We start from the raw sequence: 26,021 nt of genomic DNA, 5'->3' as shown, positions 1-26,021 counted from the left end.
AACTTGCGTAAGGCCAGCTATTTCAGCGTTAATATATGACAACGTGATGAATCAGCATTGATCAAGCTGGGTTTGAAGAGCAGATCCGCACAACTAAAAATTTAACGGCTTTAAATTGTCCATGGGTACCCAACCCTGGTCGGTGCTATCCTGCCTCGTTGCCCATACCCAACCGTTCAGCATGCGTCCGCCAATGAGGTATTCACCTGCCGCTACATTTAGTTCTTTGGCGCTGTAGTCCTCTAATGCCAGTCCCTGGTCTTCACTTGTTAGGTGGAAAACCTGAGCCGGAACCCAGCCCCCTGGATGCCTGTTAGTTGAGCAAAAATACCAATCCTGCCAATCTTCAGGCCCTGCATATTTTTCTCCTATGGTTAACACTGTGCCTTTTGTAAACTCGATAGGGGCTGGATATTCACTCTGGTGAGCGGTGACAACAATATACCTAAGCATAAATACTTCCTGTTTTGCGTTAGGTGCCAGACTATGGCAAATAACTGTATTTATGTACAGCATCTTGTGGTCCCGAGTCGAACATACCGGCTATAACATTAGCCTGAACTACGCGGGATAAACTCCACATCCACCAGAATACGTCCTTCAGAGGCGACCGCCTCTTTCTTATTGCCCAGCAAACGACATACTGCCTGGCCAATTTTATCGGCATCAATATGCACTGTAGTCAGAGCCGGGGACATACGGCACGAGTCTTCAAGATCATCAAAGCCTGCTACTGCAATGTCTTTACCAGGGATTCGGCCTAATGCGTGCAATTGTTCAATGGCGCCGTAAGCGATAACGTCGTTAAAACACACTATTGCCTGCAGATTGGGATCGGATTGCAGGGCTTGCTGAATGGCCTGGCGTCCGCCGTGGCGATTGGTGGGAGCCTGAATTCGGGTAATCTGCAGGTTTGTCAGTTGTGCTTTTAGTAAGGTTCTATCAAATCCGGCCAGTCGTTCATGAAAGTCCGAAATGCTCTCATTACCGCCAATAAAGGCCAAATGACGGTAGCCCTGGTCGAGCAGGTGTTGGGTTACCAGGCTGGTTCCTTTAACATTATCCGGGATCACCAAGGGTGCGCGCGCGCCAACAACCTCGCGCATAATCTGGATAACCGGAATGCCGGCATCGATTTGCTGATTAAGCCATTGTGCATCAGTACCTGGAGTTGGACAGATGACCAGGGCCGCCAGCCGATATTCTTTAAGCTGCTGAACTAATTGTTTCTGAGTGGTGAGGTCCTCGCCACTGTTGACCAGTACAGACATATAGCCCAGGCTGCGAATATGCCGCTCAAGACCCACCGCCAGCTGGGCAGAATACGGATTGGTCAGGTCATTGATGACAATGCCGACAAGATTAGAACGGCGGCTGCGCAACGCTGCCGCATCACGGTTATACACATAGCCCAGTTCATCAATGGCTTTAAGTACTTTTTCCTTCGATTTCTCACTGACTTTATCACTTTCGGTCAGAACCAAAGACACGGTGGATTTGGACACACCGGCCTGTCTGGCCACATCAAATACGGTTATGTTTTTATTCACGTTATTGGCTGTCATTGTCACTGTTCTGTTGTTTAGTCCGGCACCGATCCAAATGCCTTGACGATACGATATGCTTATTTACACTCATTAACAATTTTGGAACGTTCCGCGTGTGAATCTGTAACCTATGATTATGCACATGCTGGCTGTAACAAACTGGGGTAAGGACGCATCACAGCGACCGCCTGGCGTCAAAGCTCAGTTTTGAACCATTATGCTCCGGTGATTAATCCTGGCAAATTGGCAACAGGTTTAGCGAAAGTGGCATACTTTTATGCAAACAAATTGATAAAAAAGTGGTTACTAACCTGAAATACACAAAATATCTTTGTTTTTTTACTTTTTGTGTCTTGTATTCAGCTTATATATCCGTTCAAATTGTTTGCATAATCAACAATCTGCAAATAAAAGGTCAGCATCAACATTGGTGTAAGGCTGCAGGTTAAAAATAAAAAATGGAAAATGCAGCCCAATAACACCTTCAGGCTGAAACGACTTAAGGAACTACAGTTTCTTACGCAGTTGTGCCTGGCCATTATATTTGTGCACTGGACCTGGCTTGGTGAGTGGTTTGTCACTTGCTATGTGCCCCCTGTGTCAGCCTTGCTTTATGCCAGTTACCGCGTTGCCGCTACGGGTCGGATTGAGCTGGGCAGCGCTTTATTCCTGGGTATTATCAATTTCAGCGCCTTGCTGTTTATGTGGAGTTTCTACGGCTTACGTGATGAAGCCATTATGCTGCTGCCAGCAGTGATGTTTTTTGCCGCCATGCTAAGCGGTATTCGCCTGATGTTGTGGAGTTTTGCTATCAGCTCGGTGAATTTACTGATTCTCGGCTGGATGGGGCAAAGTGGCCAGTGGACGCGTGAAGTCCCAATGCAGGACCTGAACAGCGCGTTTTTGATGTTTTTGCTATTGGCTATGACGGCCTATGGTATCTGGGCTGTGGTGTCACAACTTCGCACTATCCTCGATGAACTGAAACTGGAGAATGCCCGTTACCGTCAGTCACAGTTGCAGGTTGAGCAGCTTATCCATCATGATCCACTCACGGGCCTGCCCAACCGGCTGAAAGCCCGGGAGATGTTTGATGCTGCGGTAGTGCGTTGCAGCAGTAATCAGACCATGGTGGCGCTGACCTTTCTGGATTTGGATAACTTTAAATCTATTAATGACTCACTTGGACATAAATTAGGTGACAGGTATTTACAGCAGGTTGCTAAAACCTTGTCGGCCACCTTGCGGGAATCTGACAGTCTGTGCCGTTTTGGCGGTGATGAGTTTGTGATCATCAGCACCAATCTAACCCATAGCAAGCAGGTAGATGCGCTGGCCATGCGCATCCTGCAATGTACCGCTACCGCCCTGGAAATTGATGGTCATGAGCTGACCCTGACCTGTTCTATGGGGATCTCAATGGTGCCGCAGGATGGAATGGATTTTGACAGTATTTGCCAGCAGGCCGATCTGGCTATGTACAAAGCCAAGGAAAGCGGTCGTAACCAGTATCGCTACTTCCAAAGTGGCATGAGCGAACAGTTATCCCAGCAACTGTGTATGGAGCGTGGTTTACGCAACGCCATCGAGTTACAGCAGTTATCTATTCAATACCAGCCCAAAGTGTGTCTGCAAAGTGGCATGATTGAATCAGTGGAGGCGCTACTTCGCTGGGAACACCCACAAATAGGGGAGATCAGCCCCGAGGTGTTTATTCCCCTGGCTGAACGCAGTGGGCAGATAGGCATGCTGGGGGACTGGGTACTGGAAAATGCCATCAGACAATGTGTTGAGTGGCACAAGGCTGGTTTACCTGAGTTGTCTATTGCGGTTAACGTGTCACCGGCGCAATTGATTCGCGGCCGCTTTGCGCAAACCCTGGCGCGGTTGTTGGAACAATACAACTTGGCTGGGCAGTTTCTGTTGCTTGAACTGACCGAATCGGTGTTTTTGGAAGCCGGACAGGAGCTGCGTCAGAGCTTGTCTGTGATCCAGGGACTGGGCGTGCGACTGGCCATTGACGACTTCGGCACCGGTTATTCCAACCTGGCCTATTTGAAGAAGTTTCAGGTTTCACAACTGAAAATTGACCGCTCCTTTGTCACTAACCTGATGGACAGTGTGGAAAATCAGGCCATTGTGACCGCCATAGTGCAAATGGCACGTAGTCTGGGCTTAACTACCATCGCTGAAGGTATTGAAGATAAACAAACCGCCGATTTCCTTGGCCAGCTAGGTTGCGACAAAGGTCAGGGCTACCATTGGTCCAGGCCTTTGGAAGCGGCACAAATGCCCGGTTTTTTGCTCGCTGATACCCCTCTCTTGAAAGCAACTGCAATTTGAGTTGCAGTTGCTGAAATCATTCATCTCGCCAGCCTACATACCTTTGCGTCACGCTTCGACCTGTTGGTCGGCACTATCCAGGCGTCAACACATAGTACTAACCTACTGATAAATATAACTTTAACGCCAAGCGGTTGATTTTAAGCTGGTAAAAAACGCTAAAATTATTGCTTCAGGCAATGAGAGTTATTATTATTCGCGCCAAATTCCAGGGCGGATGATAGTCGCCCACTTATTGCTAACGGAGCTGCACATGTCTGGATTTCGTCCCCATCAAATAGCTATGGCCATTGCAATCGGCTTGCCACTGCCGGTAATGGCCAATCAAGTCGCAGAGCAGAATGTGGAAACCATTGTGGTGACGGCGTCGGGATTTGAACAGAAGCTGGTGGATGCACCGGCCAGTATCTCGGTAGTCAGCCGCCAGGAACTGCAAGCTAAGCCATTTACCAGCCTGGCCGATGCACTGCGTGACATTGAAGGCATAGATGTGGGCAGTGGCCAGGACAAAAACGGCAATATCAGCATTACCATGCGTGGGCTGCCTTCTGACTACACATTGGTACTGATCAACGGTCGCCGTCAGTCAGATATTGGGGATATTGGGCCGAATAACTTCGGTAACAGCCAGTTTATGTATATGCCGCCACTGGAAGCGGTTGAGCGCATCGAGGTAGTGCGTGGCCCTATGTCCACATTGTATGGCGCCGATGCCATTGGCGGTGTCATCAACATTATTACCCGCAAACAAATGGACAAAACCATTGGTAGTCTGAGTCTGGGCTCCACCTTTCAGCAAGATGACCAGTATGGTGATGATAAGAAGGTCGATTTCTATCTGACCGGCCCCAGCGGCATCGATAATCTGGTATATGCCCTGCGTGCCAGTGTGTATGACCGTGAACAAAGCGAACCGACCTATGCCGACAGTCTGCCACTTCCGGATGGAAGTACCTGGACCGACGAAGGGAGTTTTGGTGATAAGAAAATTGTCGCCGCCAAAAACTGGAATGCGGGTTTCACTTTAAACTACGCGCTGAGTGATACTCAGGAGCTGGCCTTTGAATACGATATCGCCAAGCAACGTTATGACAACACCGAAGGGCAGACCGGCACCCTGGACAGTCCTGTCAGTCTGTGGCGTAGCCGCGGGGGGATCATCCAGCCAAGGGTTGGTTATACCCCATATCAGCGTGTGGAACGCGAGCAATTTGTACTGTCACACATTGGCCGCTGGGAAATCGGCACGCTGACCAGCAGTCTGACCCGCAGCCGTAGCGAAAACTTCGGCCGTTCATTGCCGCTGACCGTGCAGGAGCGCAGCGATTTGCAAGCTATCTGGGATCAGGCTGTGAGCGATCAGGGGAGTAACAGCCCGGAGCTGACCGAAGCCTTATACAGCCAACTGGAACAGCAGTTTTTACCCAGACCCTTGCGCACACTGAAGATTGACAATCTGATCCTGGACACCAAACTGGAGTCGCAGTGGCAGAATCACTACTTTGTATTGGGTGGCCAATACTTTAGTGCGGATATGGAAGACGGTGTATTTGGTATGTATGGTGACGGTTTCCGTGACGGCACCAGCCAGAAACACCGGCAGTGGGCGGTGTTTGCCGAAGACAGCTGGGATCTGAATGAGTCGGTTACCGCTGTGTTTGGCGGCCGATATGATGACCACAATATATTCGGTGGGCAGTTCAGCCCGCGTGCTTACCTGAATGTGCGCCCTAACAGCGACTGGACCATTAAAGGTGGCATCAGCACCGGCTATAAAACCCCTAAGCCTAATCAGCTGTTCCCCGGCATCGTCGGCTTTGGTGGTCAGGGTGTCAGTCCTTTTGTCGGTACCCCGGATCTGCAGCCGGAGACCAGTGTGAACTATGAGGTGGCTGCTTATTATCAGGGCAGTGACCGGGTCAGTGGTAATATCACTCTGTTCTACAACGATTTTAAAGACAAGATTATTAATCAGGATAATCTGCCCAACTGTGAAGTGGCGGCAAATGGCCAGGCCTGTGTGGACATTGGTCCCGGCTGGGCGGACTTGGGTTATAGCAGCTTCAGTCAGGCTGATAACGTAGATAAGGCCGAAACCCGGGGAGTGGAACTGGCCGGTAAGGTTAACTTCACTGATAGTTTGTCACTCACCGCAAACTACACTTATACCGACAGTGAAGTGAAAAGCGGCCGTGATGAAGGTTTACCCCTGGTCAGCACACCCAAAAATATGCTGAATACCACTTTCAACTGGCAGGTACTGGATGACTTAAGCCTGGCATTGATTGGTGAGGTGCGCAGCAAGCGCTTCCGCGGTACAGCCGACATTCAGGGACCACAAGGGCCGCAAACGGTAGAGCTGTACTACAAGTCTTATGAACTGTTGCATCTGGCGGCTCGCTATCAGGTGAATGCCCAACTGACGATTAATGGCCGGATTAACAATCTGCTGGATGAAGATTTATCCAGCCGCAGTTGCCTGTTGTCTGCAGATCAACTGGGTTATGAATGTTCATCCGACTATAACACCACAGAGAAAGCACGCAGTTTCTGGCTGTCAGCCAACTACACTTTCTGATTTCGGATAGTTGTTCCGCCCCTGATAAAATCCCCGCCTGGCGGGGATTTTTAAATTTCATTGTCTTTTTGGGCAATTTATTGCTATCCAATAGCCATGCTGTTTGCTTAGCCATAAAGACCCTTATTCATGCCCAGAGCTACCCTGACATCCCTGGCTTCTCCGCTGTTAAGCCTGCTGATTTATTCTGTTGGTCACGGTTTGTTAACCACCCTGCTGACCCTGCGAATGACAGAGGAGCAGGTATCTGCCACCCTGATTGGGATGATCTCCACCGCGTATTTTACCGGCTTAATGGTGGGGTCGTTTGTCAACAGTAAGCTGATCTTAAGGGTAGGGCATATTCGCGCTTATGCCGCCTATGCTTCCATGCTGTGTAGCCTGGCTTTGTTATTTGGCATGTTTGTCGCGCCCGAGTCCTGGATGCTGCTGCGTTTGTTGGGTGGCTTTGCCACTGGCGGATTATTGGTGGTGATCGAATCCTGGATTATGGTTAGTAGCCCCGTTTCTATACGCGGGCGGGTGATGGCATTGTATATGGTGCTGTTTTATGCGGCCATGATCCTCGGTCAACTGCTACTTAAGCGTTTGGATATTATGTCGTTGCTGCCCTTCGCAGTTGCGGCACTGGCCTGTTCTTTATCTGTGTTGCCGCTGGCCCTGGCCAAGGTCAATATTCAGCATCTGGAGCGACATGAGAAACTGCCGTTTTGGAGCTTGGTACGGCTCACACCAACAGCGGTGTTCAGTTGTTTTATCTCTGGTTTGATCCTCAGTGTGGCTTATGGTCTGTTGCCTTTTTTCTACGCCAAGGTGGGGCTTGAGCTTAGCCAAATCGCCGATATGATGGCCTATCTGATCCTGGGCGGTATGTGCTTGCAATACCCTTTAGGCAGGTTGTCTGACAGGTATGATCGACGGCTGGTACTGATGTGTTTGTTCGCTGCGGTACTGGCCGTGAGTGTGGCGTTTATATTATTCGACTCCGAAGCGGGCAGCGCCCTGACCTCAATATTAACCTTAATGTTCGGTGGGGTTATTTTTGCGGTTTACCCAATCAGCCTCAGCCAGGCATGTGATGAACTCAATCCTTCACAAGTGATTGCCGCCAATCAGGGCTTACTGCTTTGCTACAGTCTTGGCGCCATGTCTGGCCCCTTATTGGCTCCATTATTTATACAGGCATTAGGCCCGGATGGCATGTTTGTGTATTTTGCCAGTATGTCGGTACTCAGCCTGCTATTTCTGACCTGGCGGCGTTTGGTCAGAGCGCCTGTGCCCATAGAGGAACATGTGGCGTTTTCTACCAGTACCCCCAATACCCCAATCATGGCCGAGCTGGATCCCCGCGCGGATGCGCTCCCGCAGATGCCTCACGACCAGGCCCAGGAATATTACCAGCGTCCCTGAGTTACTCTAAAAAGTTATAGTTATGCAAATAGTAATGGTTTGCATAAATGCTTCAATCTGGATAAAGTTTGCCGCTGTGATCTGACACGGCATGAATGAGTTTTAAGTATGTCCAGAGGTGCGCTTCGTTCCTTCTATAACGGCAGCCGCTGGCTGCATATCTATCTGTCTACCGCATTGTTTGGCTTGCTGGTGTTTTTCTGTGTTACCGGTGTGGTGCTGAACCATGTCGGTTGGCTGGATGGTGGCGGTAAAGAGGGGGAACTGGATATCAGTGTGCCGCCGCAATGGCAGGCATTGGCGCAGTCGCCCCCGCAATTAATTGCTGCAGTCGGGGATTATCTGTGCCAGCAACATAATCTTGAACATCCCAGGGCGGTGGAATGGTCTGCTGACGACGCTGAGCTGGTACTGGATTATGCCCTGCCGGCGGGTTACGCACTGGCGACCCTGGATTTGCAGGGCGAGGTGTTATTGCTGGAATACCATAAGGGCAGTTGGCTGGGCGTTTGGAGCGACTTACACAAAGGCCGGCATAGTGGTCTGGCCTGGTCCTGGGTGATCGATATCTCTGCGGTATTGATGCTGCTGTTTGCCCTGACGGGATTGATTATCTTGTGGCAAAACCGCGGTAAACGCCGTTCGGGAATGCTGGCCGCGGTACTTGGCGCTTTAACGCCTGTGCTGATTTATTTTTTGTTTGTCCCAACACTAACTGGAGTCTGAGGATGAAGTTTGCATCGTTGCTGCTGGGTGCGGCATTAGTAACAAGTGTGGCAGGTGCTGCGCAACTGGATATTACCCTGAATCAGCCACAACTGGATGTTCAGCCCTATCACCGGCCCTACATAGCGGTGTGGGTGGAAGACGCTCAGCGTAATCCGGTGGCCACTATTGCACTGTGGAAGCAAATGGAAGAAGGCGACAAGTGGCTTAAGGATTTACGCCAGTTCTGGCGCAAGATTGGCCGCAGTGCCGGAAACGAGATTGATGGCGTAACCGGTGCCACGCGTCGCCCCGGCGACCATCAGTTGCAATGGGACGGCAAAGACAATCTGGGTAAGCCGCTGCCGGCAGGCGAATACCTGTTAAATATCGAAGCATCGCGGGAAGAGGGCGGTCGTGATTATCACCGGGTCGCTATTACTTTGGGCAAGCAGGGCGACATTTCGCTGCCAGCCAAAGTGGAGTTGGGCCCGATTCAAATCAAAGTTAAATAAGAAGGAAAACCATCATGCGCAAGTACGCTATGTCTCCCTGGGTTAAAGCATTTAGTCTGGCCGGTTTGATGTTATGCAGCCAGTCCGCTCTGGCGCACGCCCGCTGGCTGGTACCCAGCCATACTAATTTGTCCGGGCAGGAGGCACATGCCATTGCCCTGGATTTCAGTATTTCCAATGACATTTTTCATGCCGACAGAAGCTACGGCAGTTCTGAGGATAAAGGTCGGGGCGGTCGTGCCAGGCCGCAGTTGATTGCCGTGGCGCCGGATGGCAGCCGCAGTGCACCTATTGCCTATTTTGACTTGCTGCGTAAAAGCGCCGCTGGTGTAACACTGGCGCAGTCCGGCACCTACCGTATTGGCCTGGAACAACCTGCTACTGTCTTTACCTTCTATAAAGACGCCCAGGGCGAACGTGGCCGGGTATTTGGCGGCAAAGACAGTAAAGAGATTCCTGCTGGTGCGACAGATTTGGCTACCACGCGTATGCATGCCAGGGTGGAAACTTACGTCAGTCGTAACCAAACCACAGAATTAAAAACCACAGGTCTGGGCCTGGAAGTGGCCAATGGCACCCATCCTAATGATCTGTTTACCGGCGAAACGGTGCGCTGGCAACTACTGCAGGACGGCAAACCTGTGGCCGAAGGCACCGAAGTGATGTTGATCCGTGGTGAAACCCGCTATCGCAATCAGCGCGGTGAAATTCATGTTAAAGCCGATGCCAATGGCTTTATTGAAGTCAATTTCGACGAAGCTGGTATGTATCTGCTGGAAGCCGGGGTCAACACCCCATCCACCACCGACGGCATCGATACCGAAAGAGCCTCCTTGTTTCTGACTTTTGAAGTCAATCCTGCCTAGTAAGCTGAAGTACTGCTGTTAAGGGGCTGCATTTGCAGCCCTTTTTGTTTGCAGCCACCCGACAGTGCGCTGTCTCTGATAGGAGACACTAACCATGAGCTGCAACACTGGCGCTAAGGACGTGGTTGTTGGGTTATTCAGCAGCGCACTGTCGGCAACAAGCGACAATATTAGAAGGAGTAGGCAAAGGAAATGTGTTAAGTTATTGATAATTAGGTGAAATAAAAGTTGGCCCGGATATTGATATAACCAATTAACTCGATAGTCGGGACCACTCTCTTGGCTATCGGGCTCCAAACGGGCCGGTATTCGCCCTTAATTGAATACCATTCCCTGAAGGTGTTTTGGCCGTACCATTTTGGTACGGTCTTTTTTTATGCGCCTGAAAATTCTGGTTGCCAGCCAAGATTCGTTCTGGCTTTTTCACTACACAGCTTTTGATGTAGTCCATAACCTTCCGTCCAGGTGCCGTAGGTAGCAAACCAGTCGCTGATGGCAACCCGTTTTACCGCGTTGTCGGCAAGTCGCCCGGCGAGCGTTACTGCCGGTATATGCGATGCGCAGCCAATGTACTCTTCGCCATCTTCACCTTGCTCCAATACCAGGCGGTACAACCGTGCCAAATCCCGCCGTTCCACTAAGGGCCAGGCAAGATTAGCAATATCAGGAATGGTGGGCTGACCATGGCGCTCAAGTTCCCAGTGCAAAATTGGCATGGCAAATTGCTGCTCCTGACTCACAACATTGGCCGGACTGACCCTGCGCAATCGAATTTGCGGCTGTGTGGCCAGCCACTGGCTGTTATTCAGCATCCATTGAAAGTCACCAATAGACTGTGGCTGGCTTTGCTCGTTGATAAGGCCGGGCTGGCTGCCAAAGGTCCAGCAGCCGGTGGTATACAACATCAGTAAAGGTTCGCTGCGTAGGGCTGCCTGTGCAGCAACCGCCTGCAAAAATTGGCGGTCTATGCTGCCCATGTCCTCAGCAAAACCACAAGCGGTGTGAATCAGTACATCAATTTGCTGAATATGCTCAGCCCATTGCTGCGGCGCACTGATATCACCCGTGACAACCTTGGCTGGCGCCGGCACTTTTTCAGCACTTTGCTGGCTGCGACACAGCACATCCACCTGATAATGGTTAGCCAGCAGTTCTGCCACAATGGCTGAGCCAATACTGCCGGTTCCACCGGTTACCAACACGCGTTTATGCATTCTAATTATCCTAAGTGTTATGTATCTGCTATCTATCTTAAATGCAGGGAAATTGAAAAAAAGATGGGCTTAGCATTGCTGGCCTTAACGTCGATATTGTTAGCCAAAGGGTCGCTAAGAAGGCTGCAGCAAGCATCAGGTGTTGGCTGCGTAGCGGAACTGATTGGGGGTCATACCGCAGAAGCTGCGAAAGTTGCGGATAAACACATCACTGGATTGAAACCCGCATTTTAATCCAATACTGGCGACCGGTTGGTCGGAGAGTTTTAGCAGTTGGGCTGCCTGCTGGCAGCGCCAATGGCGGATAAATGCCTGACAGGACAGGCCGGTCAGCTTCTTAAATCGACTGGTAAAGGCAGAGCGGGACAGCGCGGCAATACCGGCCAACTGGTCAAGATGCCAGGGCCGGCAGAGATCTTTCATAATTGCCTGCATCGCTGGCGCCAAATGTCGATCGTTCACGGCATTCAGTACCCCTGGATTTAATGGCAGCGTATCCAGGGTTCTGATGATCTCAAGCAACAGCATTTGCAGCATCTTTTCCAGCATCAGCGATTGTCCGGCCCGGTAGTCGGCGTTTTCAGCGTAAATCCACTGCAGTAATTGCCCCAGGCGACAAGTTGCAGGAGCGTCCAGAATCAACACTTCAGGCAGACTGTCGGTCAGCAAATTAGGCAAATGCCTGTGCAGCGGCATAAAACGAATATAGCCACACAAAATATGACTTTGTTCACCATCACCGCCAAGCACCATTTGCTCAACTTCCGCTCTGGATTTGCCGCCAAACAGAGCATCCACATCCTGGCATTCTGCGTCAGGGCCGCTGGCGACGCTGTGTGCAGCCCCTCTGGGTAAAAGCAATAGTTGACCTGGTGTTAACTGCTGTTGCAGATGGTCGTCTACCCGCAAAAAACAGGGGCCATCTAATACATAAGTGAACGCGCAGACATCCTGCCTGGGTTCACTCACCCCCCAAGGGGCATGTGCCGTGACTCTGGCAAAAACCTCCGTGGTAGGGGCCAGAGATTCAATCAGTTGGCTTAATGGATCAATAAGCTGCACTCATACCTCCTGCTGGCCACCGGTGAAGCTGCGATGCATGGCTAAACTGGCCTGCTCACGTGCCCAGCGTTGACGTGGCTCATTTTGCAGCCTGCTGGGCCAGGCCAGACAATATTGGGCGTCAGGCGTAGCAAAGGGCAGCGGCTGACAAGCAAGATTAAACTGTGCTTTATAACAACTAGCCACCCAGCTTGGCACGGTCAGCAGATAAGGATTACCCGGTAGCATGGCCAGGGCCGCCAGCAGATAGGGAACCCGCAGGGCGATACGACGCACAATGCCTTGCGAGGCAAGCATGGCCTCAATAATGCCCTGCTGTTTGGTCCCCATCGGGATCAATATATGCTCGGCGGCCAGATAACTTTGCTGACTCACAGGGCCGTTTGCCAATGGATGATTGGCACACATGACCACCACATATGGGTCGCTGTACAACGTCTCCAGTGTCACATCTGCGCCGTGGGGCTCATTCAGGCACAGTGCCATATCAATGCTGGTGCTGGCCAACGTCATCAGCAGGCCCGGTGTCCAGGGGCGGATATCCACAGTTAATCCTGGGGCCTGCTGTTTCAGTTGGGTGCAGATAGCTGGCAGCAATTGGTTGGCGGCAAAGTCATTACAACAAAGAATCAGCCGACCCTGGTCCTCGGCCGGGTGGTAACGGGTTTCCTCAATTAAAGCCTGCATCTGTTCAATAGCGCTCTGCACTTGCGGTAATAGCTGTGTTGCCCGGGGCGTAGGTTGCAGGCCCTGGTGGGAGCGCAGAAACAGCGGATCAGCGAAGATATCCCGGAGTTTGGCCAGCACCCGGCTCATGGCCGGTTGTGACAGATTCATCTGACTGGCTGCGCGGGTCAGGCCGCGTAGCTGATACAAGTGGCGAAAGGCCAGCAATAGCTGCAGGTCTAATTGTCTGGCGCGATTCAGGTTCATGCAAAAACCGGATTAACAGTATGCTTTAAATGCATTATTCGAGTGTTGCCAAGAATAGCTATGCTGTCTGCCAGTTTCAAGCCGCACAAATACTGAGGAATTACCGTGATAACCCCCCTTATCGTACTTTTTTTACTGACCCTGCCGTTGGGGATTTATCGGTTATTTAGGCTACAGGATTGGCAGAGACTGGGCGGCGTGCACGGGCTGGCCTTAGCCTATCTGTTTTTTTGCCTGGGCCACTTTATCAAAACGGCCGGTATGGTGCAGATGTTGCCGCCCTGGATACCCTTTGCCGAGTGGCTGGTTTATCTGACCGGTGTGCTGGAAGGGTTGATTGCGCTGGGATTATTGCTGCCACCTTGGCGAAAAAGGGCTGCTATGGCGGCGCTGGCTACCCTGATACTGTTTTTCCCGGCCAATATTTATGCGGCATTGCATCACACCGGGCTTGGTGGACATCAGTGGGGGCCGGTTTATCTGCTGATGCGCGTTCCGCTGCAGTTGTTGCTTTTATACTGGGCCTGGTATTTCTGCCTACGCGACCATGGCCGATTTGGTTTAAAAGCCCCGGCCAGTACATTTTAGTCTCTCGCGGTGACGCTGAGTGCGCTTTAAAGCCTGTTCACCGCAGAGCCGCGGAGATCACGGAGAGAGACAAGCGCTTTCAGGCTAGTAAAAACTCCGTGTTCTCTGTGCCTCTGTGGTTTTTAATCTTTCTGCGCAAATAGATAGTCACCACTGAGGCACAAAGAGACACAATAGCTAAGATCATAAGCTATTGAAATCTCTGCGCCTCTGCGGTGAATTATGATCGCGAAACTAGTAGTAGCGCAGCTCCCGTACTTTGCCCCAGAAGACCCGGTAAGACCAGGCGGTGTAAGCCAGGATACAGGGCACCACGATCAATGCGCCGACCAGGATAAAACGCAGGGAAGATGGCGCGCTGGCTGCTTCGAAGATATCCAGGCGACCCGGCACAATATCCGGAAAGAAACTGACGGCCAGGCCCTGGAAGCAAAACAGGAAGATAAACAAGGCAATCATAAAAGGTACCCAGCAACCTGCATCATTTTGCAGTGGCAAACGTTTTAGTACCTGGTGGCACAACACAAACAGGCACAGACTGACAAAGGGGATCGGCCAGATAAACAGAGCGAAGGGCAGGCTGGTCCAACGTTCCAGTACTGATGAGTTAATCAGGGGATTGACCAGGCAAACCGCCAGTACCCCAACAAAACAAATCCAACCGGTTTTACGTGCCCAGTGAATGGCTTTTTGCTGCAGTTCACCTTCGGTTTTCATAATCAACCAGCAGGCACCAATAAAGCAATAGGCGGCTGTGACACCCAAGCCGCTGAGCAGGGCGAACACTTCGGCCTGCAGACTGTGCTCAAAGCCCATAATATACATGCCCAACATATAGCCTTGCATAAAGGACGCTAATAACGAGCCAAACTTAAACGCTTTGTCCCAGTTGGCTTTGCGGGTTTGTTTAACCTTGGCGCGAAAGTCAAACGCCACCCCCCGTAAAATCAGACCAAACAGCATAAAGGTCGCAGGCAAATACAGCTCTTTAAGCACCAGACTATGAGCACTGGGAAAGGCAATAAATAAGATGCCGATGGCCAGCACCAGCCAGGTTTCATTGGCGTCCCAGAACGGGCCAATAGAGGCAATCATCTGATCGCTTTTATCTTCGTGTTTCAGGGGCAGCAATATGCCCACTCCCAGGTCGTAGCCATCCAGAATGGCGTAAACCAGCACCGCTAAGCCCATCAGGCCGACAAATATATAAGGCAAATGTGCGTCAAGTATCATCAGAGAGCTCCTTGTGCCAGTGGGGCGTTGTCCCGATGGTTTGGATGTTCATGGGGCTGGATTTCTTCAATCTCCACTGCTTTGCGTGCCATTAGCAGCAAAGTACGGATATAGGCGACCAGCAAGAAGGCATACAGGCTGATATACAGGATAAAGGTCAGCAGCACATTGCCCGGGGCAATATCTGTTACCGCCTCGGCGGTACGCAGCACACCGCTGACTAAATAAGGCTGGCGGCCAATTTCGGTTACATACCAGCCCGCCAGGGTGGCTACCCAGCCGGAAAAGGTCATAGCCATGGTGGTTTTCAGCAACCAGGGCGACAGCTTATTGTGACGCCATAGCTGATAGCTGCCTATCCAGGCCACCAGCAACATCAGCATGCCAATGCCGACCATAATCCGAAAGCCGTAGAACACCGGTTTGACCGGCGGATGCTCGCCAATAAACTCGTTCAGACCGCGAATTTCACCGTCCACTTTATGGGTCAGGATCAGACTTGCCATATTGGGGATACCGATGGCCAGATGGTTGGTACGCTGCTTCTCATCAGGAATGGCAAACACCAGCAGGGGCGCACCTTGTTCTGTTTCCCATATTCCTTCCATGGCGGCGACTTTTTGCGGCTGATGCTTAAAGGTATTCAGACCATGCAGATCGCCCACCAGAATTTGCAGTGGCATTAAAATGGCGGCAAAGGTCATGGCGGTTTTCAGAGCCAGCCGTGGTGCCCGTTTGGCGTCGCCGCGATAAATCCGGTAGGCCGATAAGCCAGCCATTAAGAAACTGGCGGTCAGGCTGGATGCCAGCAGCATATGCGCCAGGCGGTAGGGGAATGACGGATTAAAGATCACCGCCCACCAGTCCAGCACATGGGCCACGCCGTCACGCATCTCAAAGCCTTGCGGGGTTTGCATCCAGGAATTCAGCGCCAGGATCCAGAAAGCGGAAATCGATGTGCCCACCGCCACCATGCAGGTGGCCAGCGTATGCACCCAGTTAGGCACCCGACCCTGACCAAACAGCATCACACCGAGGAAGGTGGCTTCCAGGAAAAACGCGGTTAATACCTCATATCCCAGCAACGGCCCGGCAATATTGCCGACCTTTTCCATAAAGCCCGGCCAGTTAGTGCCAAACTGGAATGACATGGTAATCCCGGACACCACGCCCAGCGCAAAACTCAGGGCAAACACCTTGACCCAGAAGCGGTAGGCGCGCATCCACACTGGATCCCGAGTCAGGTCAAAGCGAATTTTGAAAAAACACAGCAACCAGCACAGCGCGATGGTGATGGTGGGAAACAGAATATGGAAACTGATATTGGCGGCAAATTGCAGCCGGGAAAGCATCAGTACATCTTCCATCAGAAAACTCCCATTGGTGATTGAAGCAACCGGCCCGGGGGCCTTAACAGTAAAGAGGCTAGCGGTTTTTCTTACGCTCCTCTTTACCAATAAACTTGTCTTTCATATCCAGTACCTTACCTACCCCGGAGCTGAGTTTAAGCAGGGTGCTGAGGTTATCCGGACTAAGGCGTTGTAACTCATTGGTCCAATTGGTAACCGACTCCAACAAGTCATGGATTTCTTGCAGGCGCTGCTGGGCATGTTTTTCCTGGGCACTGGCCGGCTTGTCCAGCAGCATGTCCCTGAGCAGTGACAACGTCGGGTCGATTTCGCGTTTACGGCGCTCTTCAATGACCCGTTTGGCCATATCCCAGATACTGCCGATGGCGCGGAAATAGTCCTTGCGATCCCCCGGCAGATGGGACACCTGCACTAACTGCCAGGACTGCAGTTCCTTCAGGCCCATGCTGACATTGCCGCGGGAAATATTCAGGGTTTCGGCCAGCTCATTGGCCGTCAGCGGTTCGGCGCTGATCACCAACAGGGCATACATCTGCCCCACTGTGCGGTTAAAGCCCCAGCGGCTGCCCATTTCACCGAAGTGCATCACAAAACTGGTTAGGTTTGGGGTAAGATTCATGTTGTTTTTGAAGTTTCAGTAATTTCTGAAAATTATAAATGTTTGTTGATCTGGCGCAAGGTTTTTAGATGATTTTTTTGTGATCTCTCGATGGTAAGGCTTTGAACATGCGTAACGGATGTCAAGGCGTAAGGGGATTTCCAGCTAACGCTGTTCAATCTGTTTCCTGACACCACTACAGGTAAAAAAACTGTTTCATCACGAAGAACACGAAGTGCACGAAGGGCAAATCCGATTTTCTACTCTTCGTGTTCTTCTGATCTTCGTGGTGGAGAAATAATTATTTGTGAAATGCGGGGGCAAAGCGGCTTGGGCCGCTTAGGGGGGCATAGGTCTATTTAACAAGTAACTGGTTCAGCAACGACAAATCAATTTTTGACTATCGCAAGTGTGAGAATTTCGAAACTAGTGCCACTTTGTGAATGGCTGGGTTAAGCGAGTTTCTGACTTGGCTTTCCCTGCTGGATATGACACTCCATCCATGGAGCGCCAGTCACTTTTCTTTGCTCGTGCAAAGAAAAGTAACCAAAAGAAACACGCCCGCTGGATTCCCAACAACGTCAGTCCAGGGCACTACTAAAAGGCGGTCGTGAAAACGACGTTCCCGACGCGTCTTCCACTCAATTTGCTCCAGGCAAATTACCCGCCTTTTAGCAGCGCCCTGAACCGACCGGGAATTTTTAAGCGGGGCCAAAGCGGCTTGGGCCGCTTAAGGGCATCATAGATTTATTTAACTAGCAATTGGTCCACCAACGACAAACCAACTTTTGACTATCGTAAGTGCGAGGATTTTGGCGCATATGGCACCTTGTGATAACGACTTAAAGAGGTGTGTTGATAAAGTTCCAGATGCTGAGCCGCATAACAGCAATGGCGCGGAACACGTCCGCCATTGCCCGGCACCATCTTGGGGCAGCCAAAAAACTCTTGCTAGGCAAAGGGTTATAAGCATGTTAAAAAATGACTATGTAAAAGTACGGCGAAGCGCCGTGTTTAAACACGGCGCTTCGCCGTCTATTAATATAGTTATGTGCCTGCGCACCTTTAAAGATCAGAGGAAGATTAAAGAGTGATACCTGAATTGAATCAATCTGGAGTTTTACCTCCATTTATCCCAGAACAAGGCCCAACAAACCCAGCTGGTATGGCTCCTTATCGATCAACAATCACAGAATTTGTAAGCCGATACGCCCAGTCACCCGAAAGAATAACTATACTTAGGGGGTTATTAGAGTATCGTCAGAAATTGAGAGCGATTGGTATTACTCATGGTTTTCAATGGTTGGATGGCAGCTTTGTAGAAAATGTAGAATTGAATCTCGGGCGGCCTCCAGCGGATGTTGATTTAGTCACTTTTGCGATGAGACCGACATTGGACTTAGAGATATGGAAAGGTATAGTTAATGACAACAAAGAACTATTTCTACCAAACGAATCTAAGGAACATTTTAAGTGTGATGCGTACTTTGTAGATTTAAATACTCATCCAATACATGTCGTAAGTAATACAAGATATTGGTTCGGTTTGTTTTCTCATCAAAGGGAATCGTATCTTTGGAAAGGAATGGTTGAAGTTCCTATTGTGTGTGCAGACGAAGAAGCTTTGGAGATGTTAGACAGGGGGATTGGCAATGCCTAAAAAGCTTAATATAGATAGCCTGTCTTCTGAAATCACCACAGTGAAGGATCTTTTAAGTAGTGCGCAACAATCCGGAGATATAGTCGGTGAAATGCAACTGGAGCATCGGCTTAAAGAGCTATCTCGGAAAGTTGAATCGCTGAAAAGCGATACTATCGCTGATAATAGCGCTAGTGTTGCACTCTTCTTTGGTGGGCAGCCAGTTTTAGGATCAAAAGGTATAGCAGTTGAATTTGCAGGTTTGGCTCTTGAGCAGTTTCAAAATTTAATAGCAAAAGTTTTTGCTAGCAGTGAAATTGGTGCTTTAGGTGAAAGAGGAAAAGTCCCTTTCAAAGCTAATTCAGAATTGATGGTTACGGGGCTTGCGCGAGGCTCGTTTGGCTTTGTTCTCGATGAAATGAGTGATCAAATGCAGCTTGAATCATCACAGCTGTCGCAAATAATAGATAAAGCATCGTTTTTACTTAGAGACACAGCGGCGCAAGACGAAGCTGTGTTTGAGGCTCTTCTAGAAGAGTTAGAGCCAAGAACTTTGATAGCACTCAAAGACTTCTTCTCGAATCTAGATTCAAGTAAAGCAACCATAAGAGTTGTCGAGAAAGATCTAGATTTTATTCTTGATGGCCCTGCAATACATCGCGCAAAGATTCGAACGGAGGCCACTTCTATCGAAGAGAATACAAGTGATATTGAGGGAATACTTGTAGGATTCTTGCCTGAACATAGAAAATTTGAGCTACAAGACAAGAACGGGCAGCTTTATTACGGGTCAGCAACAAAAGAGGCCGTTGATCAATTTGTAAAAGCTACTGCTACCGTTATAGGTAAGCACTGTTTAATTAGAGTAATAATAAAAACGGTAGCCCCTCTAAATCGCCCTCCAAGAGAAATCATTCGATTATTGGAGTTTCTACGTTTTGGAGAGTAAGTACATAACAAACGCGTCAATTAGGACGCTAGCATTTCTAGCCAGGGAGTAGAGGTGGTCAATGTAAGCGAAGTAAAACAGTTTGTTATCAAATACGGTAAGAAGTGGCTTTTCCCTGATTTCACAAACAAGTTAACTTGGCTCGTTGCTGGAACTGGCGCAACGTTATTGATTACGCCGGTAGCGTTGGAGCAATTGCTGTACAACTGGCTAGTTGAAACAGTTAACTTGAATGCAGGCGTACCTATTGCTTTTGCAGAGTTAGAAATTGGTTTTGCTGACTATTGGGTTGGATTTGGGCTTATCTTCTTATCGTTGGCTCATAATATTGCCAATCGCTACTTCATCTACATGGATGGATTATCTTCTAAAGAAGCTAAAGATAGATTGATTCAAGTTGATAGAGAGCTTTTTTCAAAATTTAAAAATGATTTAAGTCCTGATTCTCGCACGGTCCGCTTCCTGAGAGATGTTGATCTTGGGGGAACGTATCATGATGATGACACTCGTGTTCTAGATCGGTTTTGTCAAACTTGGAATGCTACTGACCGTGAGTTTCATGATGAAGAACTCGAAATTTTGCGTAAGGCTTTCCTTGACAAGTCAAAATCTTTTTTATGGAAACTGGCTAACAATTCCTATGATATTGGAGGCTCGCGATATCGTTGCGTACCAGATCCTTATGTAGGAGACTTTAATTACCCACCAGAAGTGGATAAAACGTTATGCGAGCTTAATGATATGGCGACAGAACTCTATAACATGCATTCAGAGCTAGTTAGAAAAGCTCGTACCACACTATCATGCTAACAAGCCGTTAAAAGAGAGCGTGAACTTGCTGTGCTTAGGCTTTACTCTGTTTAAAGTGTAGTGGTGGAATGAATCAAATCCGGAGCCAGCTTGAACAGATCCAGCTGAAAAAACTGATTAAACGGGCTTTTGACATAGTCCGCAAACGCCGGGCCGCTAACAAAACCATAACGCTGATAGAGCCGGATCGCGGGCTCAAACGCTTCGCCTGAGCCGGTTTCCAGCATTAACCGCTGATAGCCTCGCTGGCGGGCCTCATAGATAATATGTTCCAGTAATTGCCTGGCCACTCCCTGCTTCAGCCAGTTGGGGTGGGTACGCATAGACTTTATTTCGCCACTTTGCTGATCCAGTGCTTTTAATGCGCCAATGCCGCAGGCTTGCTCGCCATTCCACAGGCAGTACAAGCTGATATCCGGCTGTTGCAGGCCGGATAAATCCAGGGCAAATACATGGCCCGCCGGAGAGTTCTGCTGCATGCCTTGCAGATGCAGCCTAAGCAGCTCAAGCACCTGTGGATGGTTAAAATCGGCCTGAATGATGTTTCTCATGGTTTCGCTACCGCCAGTATATAGATGCAATCTTTATCACCCGGATTAACAAAGCGGGTACTGCCATAGAGTTTAAATCCAAGACTATCGCCGCGACTTAACTGGTACGTCTGCTGTTCAATGGTTAAGTGCAGATTGCCCTGGTGCAGCACGATATGTTGTTCAAGCCCGGCTATTGGAGGTTTGTCATATTGGATGTCGGCACCGGGCGGCAGGCTGATCTCCAATAACTCCATTACAAAACCCGGTGTCGGCGGACACAGCAAGCGACGCTGGTAACCGGAATCGGGATCGGTCCAGTGCATCATCTTGTCGCTGCGTAGTAAGCGAATTGCGCCGGCTTCGGCGGCATACATCAATTGCGACAAAGTAATACCAAAGGCGTTGCACAGACTGTTAAGCTGACTGGCTGTGGGGCTGGTGGCGGCGTTTTCTATTCTGGATAGCGTAGCGGTGCTGATGCCGCTTTGCTGGGCTAGCTGCTGCAAAGACAGTTGGTGGTCTTTTCGTAGTTGGACCAAACGCGCGGCCAGTTGGTTGTCAAACATGTTTTTCAAATATGAAAAATAATATCATAAGTGAAATTTATCTGCGCTAAGGCCTTAGGTCAACATAAAGATGCGGCCGGTTGTTACCGGCCGCCAGCAATAAATCAGTAGTACTGGTAGTTCAATACTACATTGTTAAAGCTGCTATAGGCCCGCACCCCAATATGCCAGGTGCCGCTGGCCGGAGCTGGGAAAGTACAAGTTTCGTTATTGCCGTACAAATAAGGGCGGCAGTCAAAGGTGTACAGGGTGGGAGATGAGCCGTGACGCATATACAAATCGGCGTCGCCGCTGCCACCACTAATGCTGACCTGCATTTGTGTGACACCTGATGGAATATCCCAGGTATAACGCACCCAGTTACCGGTGCTGGTGTTGGCCACGTTTACCGAGCCATTAACCGGGTCAACATCACCACCACCGTCATCATCGTCGCCCTCACAGCCGTAGGTATTGAGGTAGTCCACCGCATCTTTGGCTTGCACCAGGCCATAGCCATAATAGTTATCCCGGCCTGCACTGCCTTTGTCCTTGGCGGTATCCTGCAGCGCGTTACGGATTTCTTCATTGCTGCAGGTTGGATGGAAACTCCATACCAGCGCCGCCGCACCGGCGGTATGCGGGGATGCCATTGATGTGCCGCTTAGGGTTGCGTAAGTATTGGTGGGGTAGGTTGAATAAACAGAGGAACCCGGCGCAGCCAGTTCAACCTGATTGTTGTATTGGGAGTAGGAGGCACGATTCTCACTGGAATCGACAGCAGCGACCGATATCACCGCATCATAGGACGCCGGATAAGATAAGCTGCCGTTACCTGAGTTGCCGGCTGCCGCCACCAGCATAATGCCGTTATTCACAAAATTCTGCATGGCGGTTTGTTCAGATGAAGATGAGCCACTGCCACCCAGGCTCATATTAACCACATTGGCCCCGGCATTCTGGCACTGCTGAATACCGGCAATCAGGTCTGACGCATTGGTCCAGTTACCGCTGTCATTAAAAATTTTAACAATGTGCAAATTCACTCCGGGATAGACGCCGATAACACCCTGGCTATTGTCAATGGCGGCGACAGTGCCGGCCACATGGGTGCCATGGCCATTACCGTCGTTATACCAGTTACCTACCTGGCTGTTATTGGCCTGCCCGGTTACGCCGTCGTTCTGGTCTGGCAGGTCAGGGTGGCCGAGGTTATAGCCTGTGTCGATAACACAGACTTTTCTGGCTGAGGTATCCAACTGACTTAGTTGATTGGCCTGCACCATGGGAATCCCATAGGGCGTGGTTTGCGCCATCAGATAACGGCGCGGGTCTTCTTCAACGCTGGCCACCTGGGGGTTGTCGCTCAGGCGTTTAAGCCCCAGCAGATCCAAATTAACGGCCATCATTTTGTGCTCAGGCAAACTGACCAGTACTTCGGCACCGATACCTTCCAGCATAGCTCTGGCATTGTCTGTATTGAATTTGCCACCGGCAATCACGGCAGGGCCGCGGGCCTTACTGCCAATCCCTACTGACGGGGCACTTTCCTGAAAGCGCACAATATAGCGACCTTTCTTAACCAGATCGGAAAGCTTAGGCGGGCTGACCTGATTAGCGGGTTGTGGACCTTTGTTGTCTGCCTGGGCATAAAGTGTGGACAGGCCAAGTAACAGGCCTATGCTGAGTTTGCTGTATTTAGATGAGAACATTGTCTTTCCTTGTTTGATAATAAATCAAGAATTCCTGGGAAAACAACGGATTAAGCGGGCAAGGAACAGTGGATGCGTCGACAGTTCCTTGTCAATCATTCCTGGGATTTAGTGCGGTAACCTGACCGTTTGGGCCGGGTCACCCCCAGTATAGAAAAGCCATGGCAGAGAGAAAGTCAGCAAAGATTTGTTGCTGACGGAAAATGAATCAAAATGTAAATAAGATGTTACATGTTGTTACTGTGGTGGGCCGAAAATGGCTACAGCTTATCCGGGCTCAGAGTGGTCAGTAACCCGGTTACGGATACTGACGTGTTACTTTTACTACCTGTACCTGGTAATCGCTGTACCAGTGTTCGCGGCCTTTTTGTTGGGCTTGCATATGCATCGGGTCAGCCTTCCAGGCGCGAATTGCCTGCTCGTTGGGCCAGTAAGAAATCGCCACTTCCTGATTGCCTTCACAAACGGCAATAAAGTCCAGACAGCCATACTTGTCAAACGCCAGTTGGCGCAGCTGGCTGGCAAAATTTGCATATTCTGCGTCAACCTTGTTCATCGTGGCACGAAAAATTACAGCGTACATGTTATTTCCTTTGAATCTTAATTTTCATTCAGTGCTTGTAAATCACGGCGTAACGTATCGTTTATATGGCGTTGTGCGCAGGAGGTTGCGGCAACGGATATTGTTGTTGGCTTTGCTGGCGAGGGTCTTGCTGCAATTCATCCCAGTGACGCACAATTGGCATCACCCCCGACCAAACTGGCCAGTCGTAATCCTCTTCATCATCAACGGGGGGCGCATCACGTAATTTCACCGACGCTTCATTAATTGGTAGCCAGGCAATGGCTGTTAACATCAGTTCTTGCTGATTGATGGGTCTTAACTGTTGCCAGCGTCCAGGCGAGATCCGTTCCACAAAGCGTTGCAACTGGTACAAGCGCTCATTTTCGTCGGTCAGTAATTGTGCTTCTCCAAACAGAGTGACCGACTGATAGTTTACCGAGTGATGAAAGGCGCTTCTGGCTAACACCAGACCATTAAGCTGGCAAATATTAATGCACACCTGGTGCCCGGCATTGGCAAACACATTTCTGGCTTTTACATGACCATGCCAGTATAGCTTGTCACCGTCGCGCCAATGACAGGTTGGTGTCACAAGAGGTTGGCCTTCTACCACCTGGGCAATATGACAAAGCAGGTTTTCATCGATGATTCGCTTTACCAGCAATGGGTCATAGCTGGCGCGTTTGCGACCGCGCTTGACCTGTGTGCGTCGGCTCGGGGCTTGCATATGGGGCTCCGGTTGGATAACTTCGCCTTATGCTAGCTCTTCTGGTTATTATGAAAATATCCAGTTTTTGAAAAAATATAGATACCAGATGAAGTCAACAGCGGTCTTATCTATCAGTCTGAATAGTCAGGCCAGGACAGCGCTCTACCAACAGCTGCAAGCAGCCTTACGCCAGCTTATTCAGTCGCAGCGATTACGCCCCGGTGAACGTTTACCTTCCAGCCGAGAGTTGGCTCAGGTACTTGAGATCTCTCGCACCAGCGCGCTAAAAGCCTATGACAACCTGATTGCCGAAGGCTTTTTGCTTAGTCTGCCCAAGCGTGGGATCTATGTTTCGGATAACCTGCCCACGATAGATTTGTGTGGGGAAACAAGCAGACCAACAGATAACCTATCACCACTGACTTTGGCGTTTGACTCGGTGGCTGATGTCAGGCATTTTCCTTCGCGTCAATGGGCGGCTTGTTTACGCCGCAGTTGGCTAAATCCTGATCCTGGTTTAATGATGGGGCAGCACCCCAGCGGCTGGCCTGCATTTAAACAGCAGGTGGCGGACTATTTGCGCGACCTGCGGGGGCTGGATTGCAGCGCTGAGCAGGTGTTAATCACAGCGGGTAATCGTGATGCACTGACCATATTGGTTCAGGCCTTACTGAAAGATGACACCCCGATATGGCTGGAAAATCCCTGTTATGTGCAGATGGCTTCTCTGTTCGCCTTGCTCGGCAAGCCCGCCAGAGCGATTGCGCTGGATGAACAGGGTGCCATAGTGCCTGATGGATGCTTTGGTATGGCGGTGATCACACCAAATCGCCAATATCCACTTGGTACGGTGATGAGCCCTTCCAGGCGCCAGGATTGGCTGACTCAGCAGCAAGTGATGGCAAAGCGGAACAAACCACTATGGTTGATAGAGGATGACTATGACAGTGAATTTATTTACCAGGGGCGCGCTCATGTACCGCTGATGCAACTGGACGGGTCGCAAAGTACTTTCTTTGTCGGTAGTTTTTCCAAGGTATTGTTTCGGGGATTGCGATTGGGCTTTATTCTGGCACCACCTGCACAAGTGCAAAGGCTAAAAGACAGTCAGTACTTCCTGGGGTCCTCTTCAGCACTAGGTATGCAACCTGCTTTGGCTGACTTTATGCTCGGCGGAGAGTTTGCTAGTCATTTACGCCGAATGCGCCGTTTTTATCTGAATCAGCGGGACCTTTTACTAAACACTCTGGCCTGTCTTACGCCCTGGTTAACCTTTGAGAAAAACACCGGTGGTATGCATCTGGTAGCCTATTTAAAGTCTCCCTGGCAGACACTAGCGAAAGACGGGAAAGCTTGGGATGCCAAGGTAGCCGAGCGGGCAGAACAACTCGGTCTTAAACTGAATTGTTTGTCGGCACATTACTTCCAAGGAAACCCGATAAGTGGCTTCGTGCTGGGCTATTCACAACTCGACGAGACGCAGATGAAGTACGCTGTAGGGCTTTTCAAACAGTGCCTGCAAGAGGTATTATCCTCTTCCGCTTAATGTTAGGGACGGAATCCCTGCAATCGAATTTTTTGCAACTAACAAGGAGGT

General features: G+C 50.1%; 24 protein-coding genes. 11 read left to right on the top strand and 13 right to left on the bottom strand.

Annotated elements, in window-relative coordinates; translation table 11 throughout:
* Window positions 1-93: 93 nt before the first annotated feature.
* Both ABD028_RS14460 and ABD028_RS14455 read right to left on the bottom strand, forming a co-directional pair.
* Window positions 94-453 carry an SH3 domain-containing protein gene (locus ABD028_RS14460; protein WP_343845835.1) on the bottom strand — a complete coding sequence of 120 codons (360 nt, stop codon included), beginning with the start codon at window positions 451-453 and terminating at the stop codon, window positions 94-96.
* A gap of 98 nt (window positions 454-551) precedes the next feature.
* A complete protein-coding gene (locus tag ABD028_RS14455) occupies window positions 552-1,565 on the bottom strand; it encodes a LacI family DNA-binding transcriptional regulator (protein WP_343845833.1) in 1,014 nt (337 codons plus the stop codon).
* Window positions 1,566-2,012: 447 nt separating this feature from the next.
* On the opposite strand from ABD028_RS14455, the gene ABD028_RS14450 reads away from it, so the two are divergent.
* From ABD028_RS14450 to ABD028_RS14425, 6 genes are all read left to right on the top strand, one after another.
* Window positions 2,013-3,890 carry a putative bifunctional diguanylate cyclase/phosphodiesterase gene (locus ABD028_RS14450; protein WP_343845831.1) on the top strand — a complete coding sequence of 626 codons (1,878 nt, stop codon included), beginning with the start codon at window positions 2,013-2,015 and terminating at the stop codon, window positions 3,888-3,890.
* Window positions 3,891-4,143: 253 nt separating this feature from the next.
* Window positions 4,144-6,468: a TonB-dependent receptor domain-containing protein gene (locus ABD028_RS14445; RefSeq protein WP_343845828.1), complete on the top strand. Its 2,325-nt coding sequence runs from the start codon at window positions 4,144-4,146 to the stop codon at window positions 6,466-6,468.
* Window positions 6,469-6,597: 129 nt separating this feature from the next.
* Complete coding sequence (locus ABD028_RS14440) at window positions 6,598-7,878, top strand: MFS transporter (protein ID WP_343845827.1); 1,281 nt, start codon at window positions 6,598-6,600, stop codon at window positions 7,876-7,878.
* Between the two features lie 108 nt (window positions 7,879-7,986).
* A complete protein-coding gene (locus ABD028_RS14435) occupies window positions 7,987-8,604 on the top strand; it encodes a PepSY-associated TM helix domain-containing protein (protein WP_343845826.1) in 618 nt (205 codons plus the stop codon).
* 2 nt (window positions 8,605-8,606) lie between these two features.
* On the top strand, window positions 8,607-9,098 hold the full coding sequence (locus ABD028_RS14430; protein ID WP_343845824.1) for a DUF2271 domain-containing protein: 492 nt from the start codon (window positions 8,607-8,609) through the stop codon (window positions 9,096-9,098).
* A gap of 14 nt (window positions 9,099-9,112) precedes the next feature.
* Window positions 9,113-9,964, top strand: coding sequence for a DUF4198 domain-containing protein (locus ABD028_RS14425; protein ID WP_343845823.1), 852 nt, complete (start codon window positions 9,113-9,115; stop codon window positions 9,962-9,964).
* 374 nt (window positions 9,965-10,338) lie between these two features.
* Here ABD028_RS14425 and ABD028_RS14420 read toward each other — a convergent pair whose 3' ends face one another.
* From ABD028_RS14420 to ABD028_RS14410, 3 genes are all read right to left on the bottom strand, one after another.
* Complete coding sequence (locus ABD028_RS14420; protein WP_343845821.1) at window positions 10,339-11,178, bottom strand: NAD-dependent epimerase/dehydratase family protein; 840 nt, start codon at window positions 11,176-11,178, stop codon at window positions 10,339-10,341.
* A 135-nt stretch (window positions 11,179-11,313) separates the two neighbouring features.
* A complete protein-coding gene (locus ABD028_RS14415; protein ID WP_343845819.1) occupies window positions 11,314-12,240 on the bottom strand; it encodes an AraC family transcriptional regulator in 927 nt (308 codons plus the stop codon).
* The gene (locus ABD028_RS14410; RefSeq protein WP_343845817.1) at window positions 12,241-13,173 is read right to left on the bottom strand and encodes a LysR family transcriptional regulator; all 933 of its coding nucleotides are present in this window, start codon (window positions 13,171-13,173) and stop codon (window positions 12,241-12,243) included.
* A gap of 105 nt (window positions 13,174-13,278) precedes the next feature.
* Here ABD028_RS14410 and ABD028_RS14405 point away from each other — a divergent pair, with 105 nt between their 5' ends.
* On the top strand, window positions 13,279-13,761 hold the full coding sequence (locus ABD028_RS14405; protein WP_343845815.1) for a DoxX family protein: 483 nt from the start codon (window positions 13,279-13,281) through the stop codon (window positions 13,759-13,761).
* 234 nt (window positions 13,762-13,995) lie between these two features.
* Here ABD028_RS14405 and cydB read toward each other — a convergent pair whose 3' ends face one another.
* The 3 genes from cydB to ABD028_RS14390 are packed head-to-tail and all read right to left on the bottom strand — an operon-like array spanning window position 13,996 to window position 16,983.
* Window positions 13,996-14,994, bottom strand: a complete 999-nt coding sequence (gene cydB / locus ABD028_RS14400; RefSeq protein WP_343845813.1) for a cytochrome d ubiquinol oxidase subunit II — start codon at window positions 14,992-14,994, stop codon at window positions 13,996-13,998.
* Window positions 14,994-16,361: a cytochrome ubiquinol oxidase subunit I gene (locus ABD028_RS14395; protein ID WP_343845811.1), complete on the bottom strand. Its 1,368-nt coding sequence runs from the start codon at window positions 16,359-16,361 to the stop codon at window positions 14,994-14,996. The genes cydB and ABD028_RS14395 overlap by 1 nt, the downstream gene beginning before the upstream one ends.
* Before the next feature lie 58 nt (window positions 16,362-16,419).
* Window positions 16,420-16,983 (bottom strand): GbsR/MarR family transcriptional regulator, encoded by a 564-nt coding sequence (locus tag ABD028_RS14390; protein WP_102797129.1) that lies wholly within the window; start codon window positions 16,981-16,983, stop codon window positions 16,420-16,422.
* Window positions 16,984-18,052: 1,069 nt separating this feature from the next.
* Between ABD028_RS14390 and ABD028_RS14385 the strand changes: the two genes are divergently transcribed.
* From ABD028_RS14385 to ABD028_RS14375, 3 genes are read left to right on the top strand one after another with little or no spacing between them, the layout of a single operon-like run.
* Entirely contained in the window at window positions 18,053-18,622 is a 570-nt protein-coding gene (locus tag ABD028_RS14385) for a DUF6932 family protein (protein WP_343845809.1), read from the top strand.
* Complete coding sequence (locus ABD028_RS14380) at window positions 18,615-19,550, top strand: hypothetical protein (RefSeq protein WP_343845807.1); 936 nt, start codon at window positions 18,615-18,617, stop codon at window positions 19,548-19,550. Before ABD028_RS14385 ends, ABD028_RS14380 begins: the two co-directional genes overlap by 8 nt.
* Before the next feature lie 54 nt (window positions 19,551-19,604).
* Window positions 19,605-20,360: a hypothetical protein gene (locus ABD028_RS14375; protein ID WP_343845806.1), complete on the top strand. Its 756-nt coding sequence runs from the start codon at window positions 19,605-19,607 to the stop codon at window positions 20,358-20,360.
* Between the two features lie 50 nt (window positions 20,361-20,410).
* Here ABD028_RS14375 and ABD028_RS14370 read toward each other — a convergent pair whose 3' ends face one another.
* The 5 genes from ABD028_RS14370 to ABD028_RS14350 all read right to left on the bottom strand — a co-directional run bounded on the left by ABD028_RS14370 (window position 20,411) and on the right by ABD028_RS14350 (window position 24,442).
* Window positions 20,411-20,911 (bottom strand): GNAT family N-acetyltransferase, encoded by a 501-nt coding sequence (locus ABD028_RS14370; RefSeq protein ID WP_343845805.1) that lies wholly within the window; start codon window positions 20,909-20,911, stop codon window positions 20,411-20,413.
* On the bottom strand, window positions 20,908-21,459 hold the full coding sequence (locus ABD028_RS14365; protein WP_343845804.1) for a helix-turn-helix domain-containing protein: 552 nt from the start codon (window positions 21,457-21,459) through the stop codon (window positions 20,908-20,910). Before ABD028_RS14365 ends, ABD028_RS14370 begins: the two co-directional genes overlap by 4 nt.
* A 104-nt stretch (window positions 21,460-21,563) precedes the next feature.
* On the bottom strand, window positions 21,564-23,150 hold the full coding sequence (locus ABD028_RS14360) for a S8 family serine peptidase (protein WP_343845803.1): 1,587 nt from the start codon (window positions 23,148-23,150) through the stop codon (window positions 21,564-21,566).
* Between the two features lie 298 nt (window positions 23,151-23,448).
* Window positions 23,449-23,733 (bottom strand): antibiotic biosynthesis monooxygenase family protein, encoded by a 285-nt coding sequence (locus ABD028_RS14355; RefSeq protein ID WP_343845801.1) that lies wholly within the window; start codon window positions 23,731-23,733, stop codon window positions 23,449-23,451.
* Between the two features lie 61 nt (window positions 23,734-23,794).
* Window positions 23,795-24,442: a pyridoxamine 5'-phosphate oxidase family protein gene (locus tag ABD028_RS14350; RefSeq protein WP_343845800.1), complete on the bottom strand. Its 648-nt coding sequence runs from the start codon at window positions 24,440-24,442 to the stop codon at window positions 23,795-23,797.
* Between the two features lie 88 nt (window positions 24,443-24,530).
* Here ABD028_RS14350 and pdxR point away from each other — a divergent pair, with 88 nt between their 5' ends.
* On the top strand, window positions 24,531-25,970 hold the full coding sequence (gene pdxR / locus ABD028_RS14345; RefSeq protein WP_343845798.1) for a MocR-like pyridoxine biosynthesis transcription factor PdxR: 1,440 nt from the start codon (window positions 24,531-24,533) through the stop codon (window positions 25,968-25,970).
* Window positions 25,971-26,021 lie beyond the last annotated feature (51 nt).

Source organism: Bowmanella denitrificans, from assembly GCF_039522935.1.
In the GTDB taxonomy this organism is placed as follows: Bacteria; Pseudomonadota; Gammaproteobacteria; order Enterobacterales; family Alteromonadaceae; genus Bowmanella; species Bowmanella denitrificans.
Note: the sequence above shows the minus strand (reverse complement) of the source record. Positions and strands in the feature narration are given on the sequence as shown.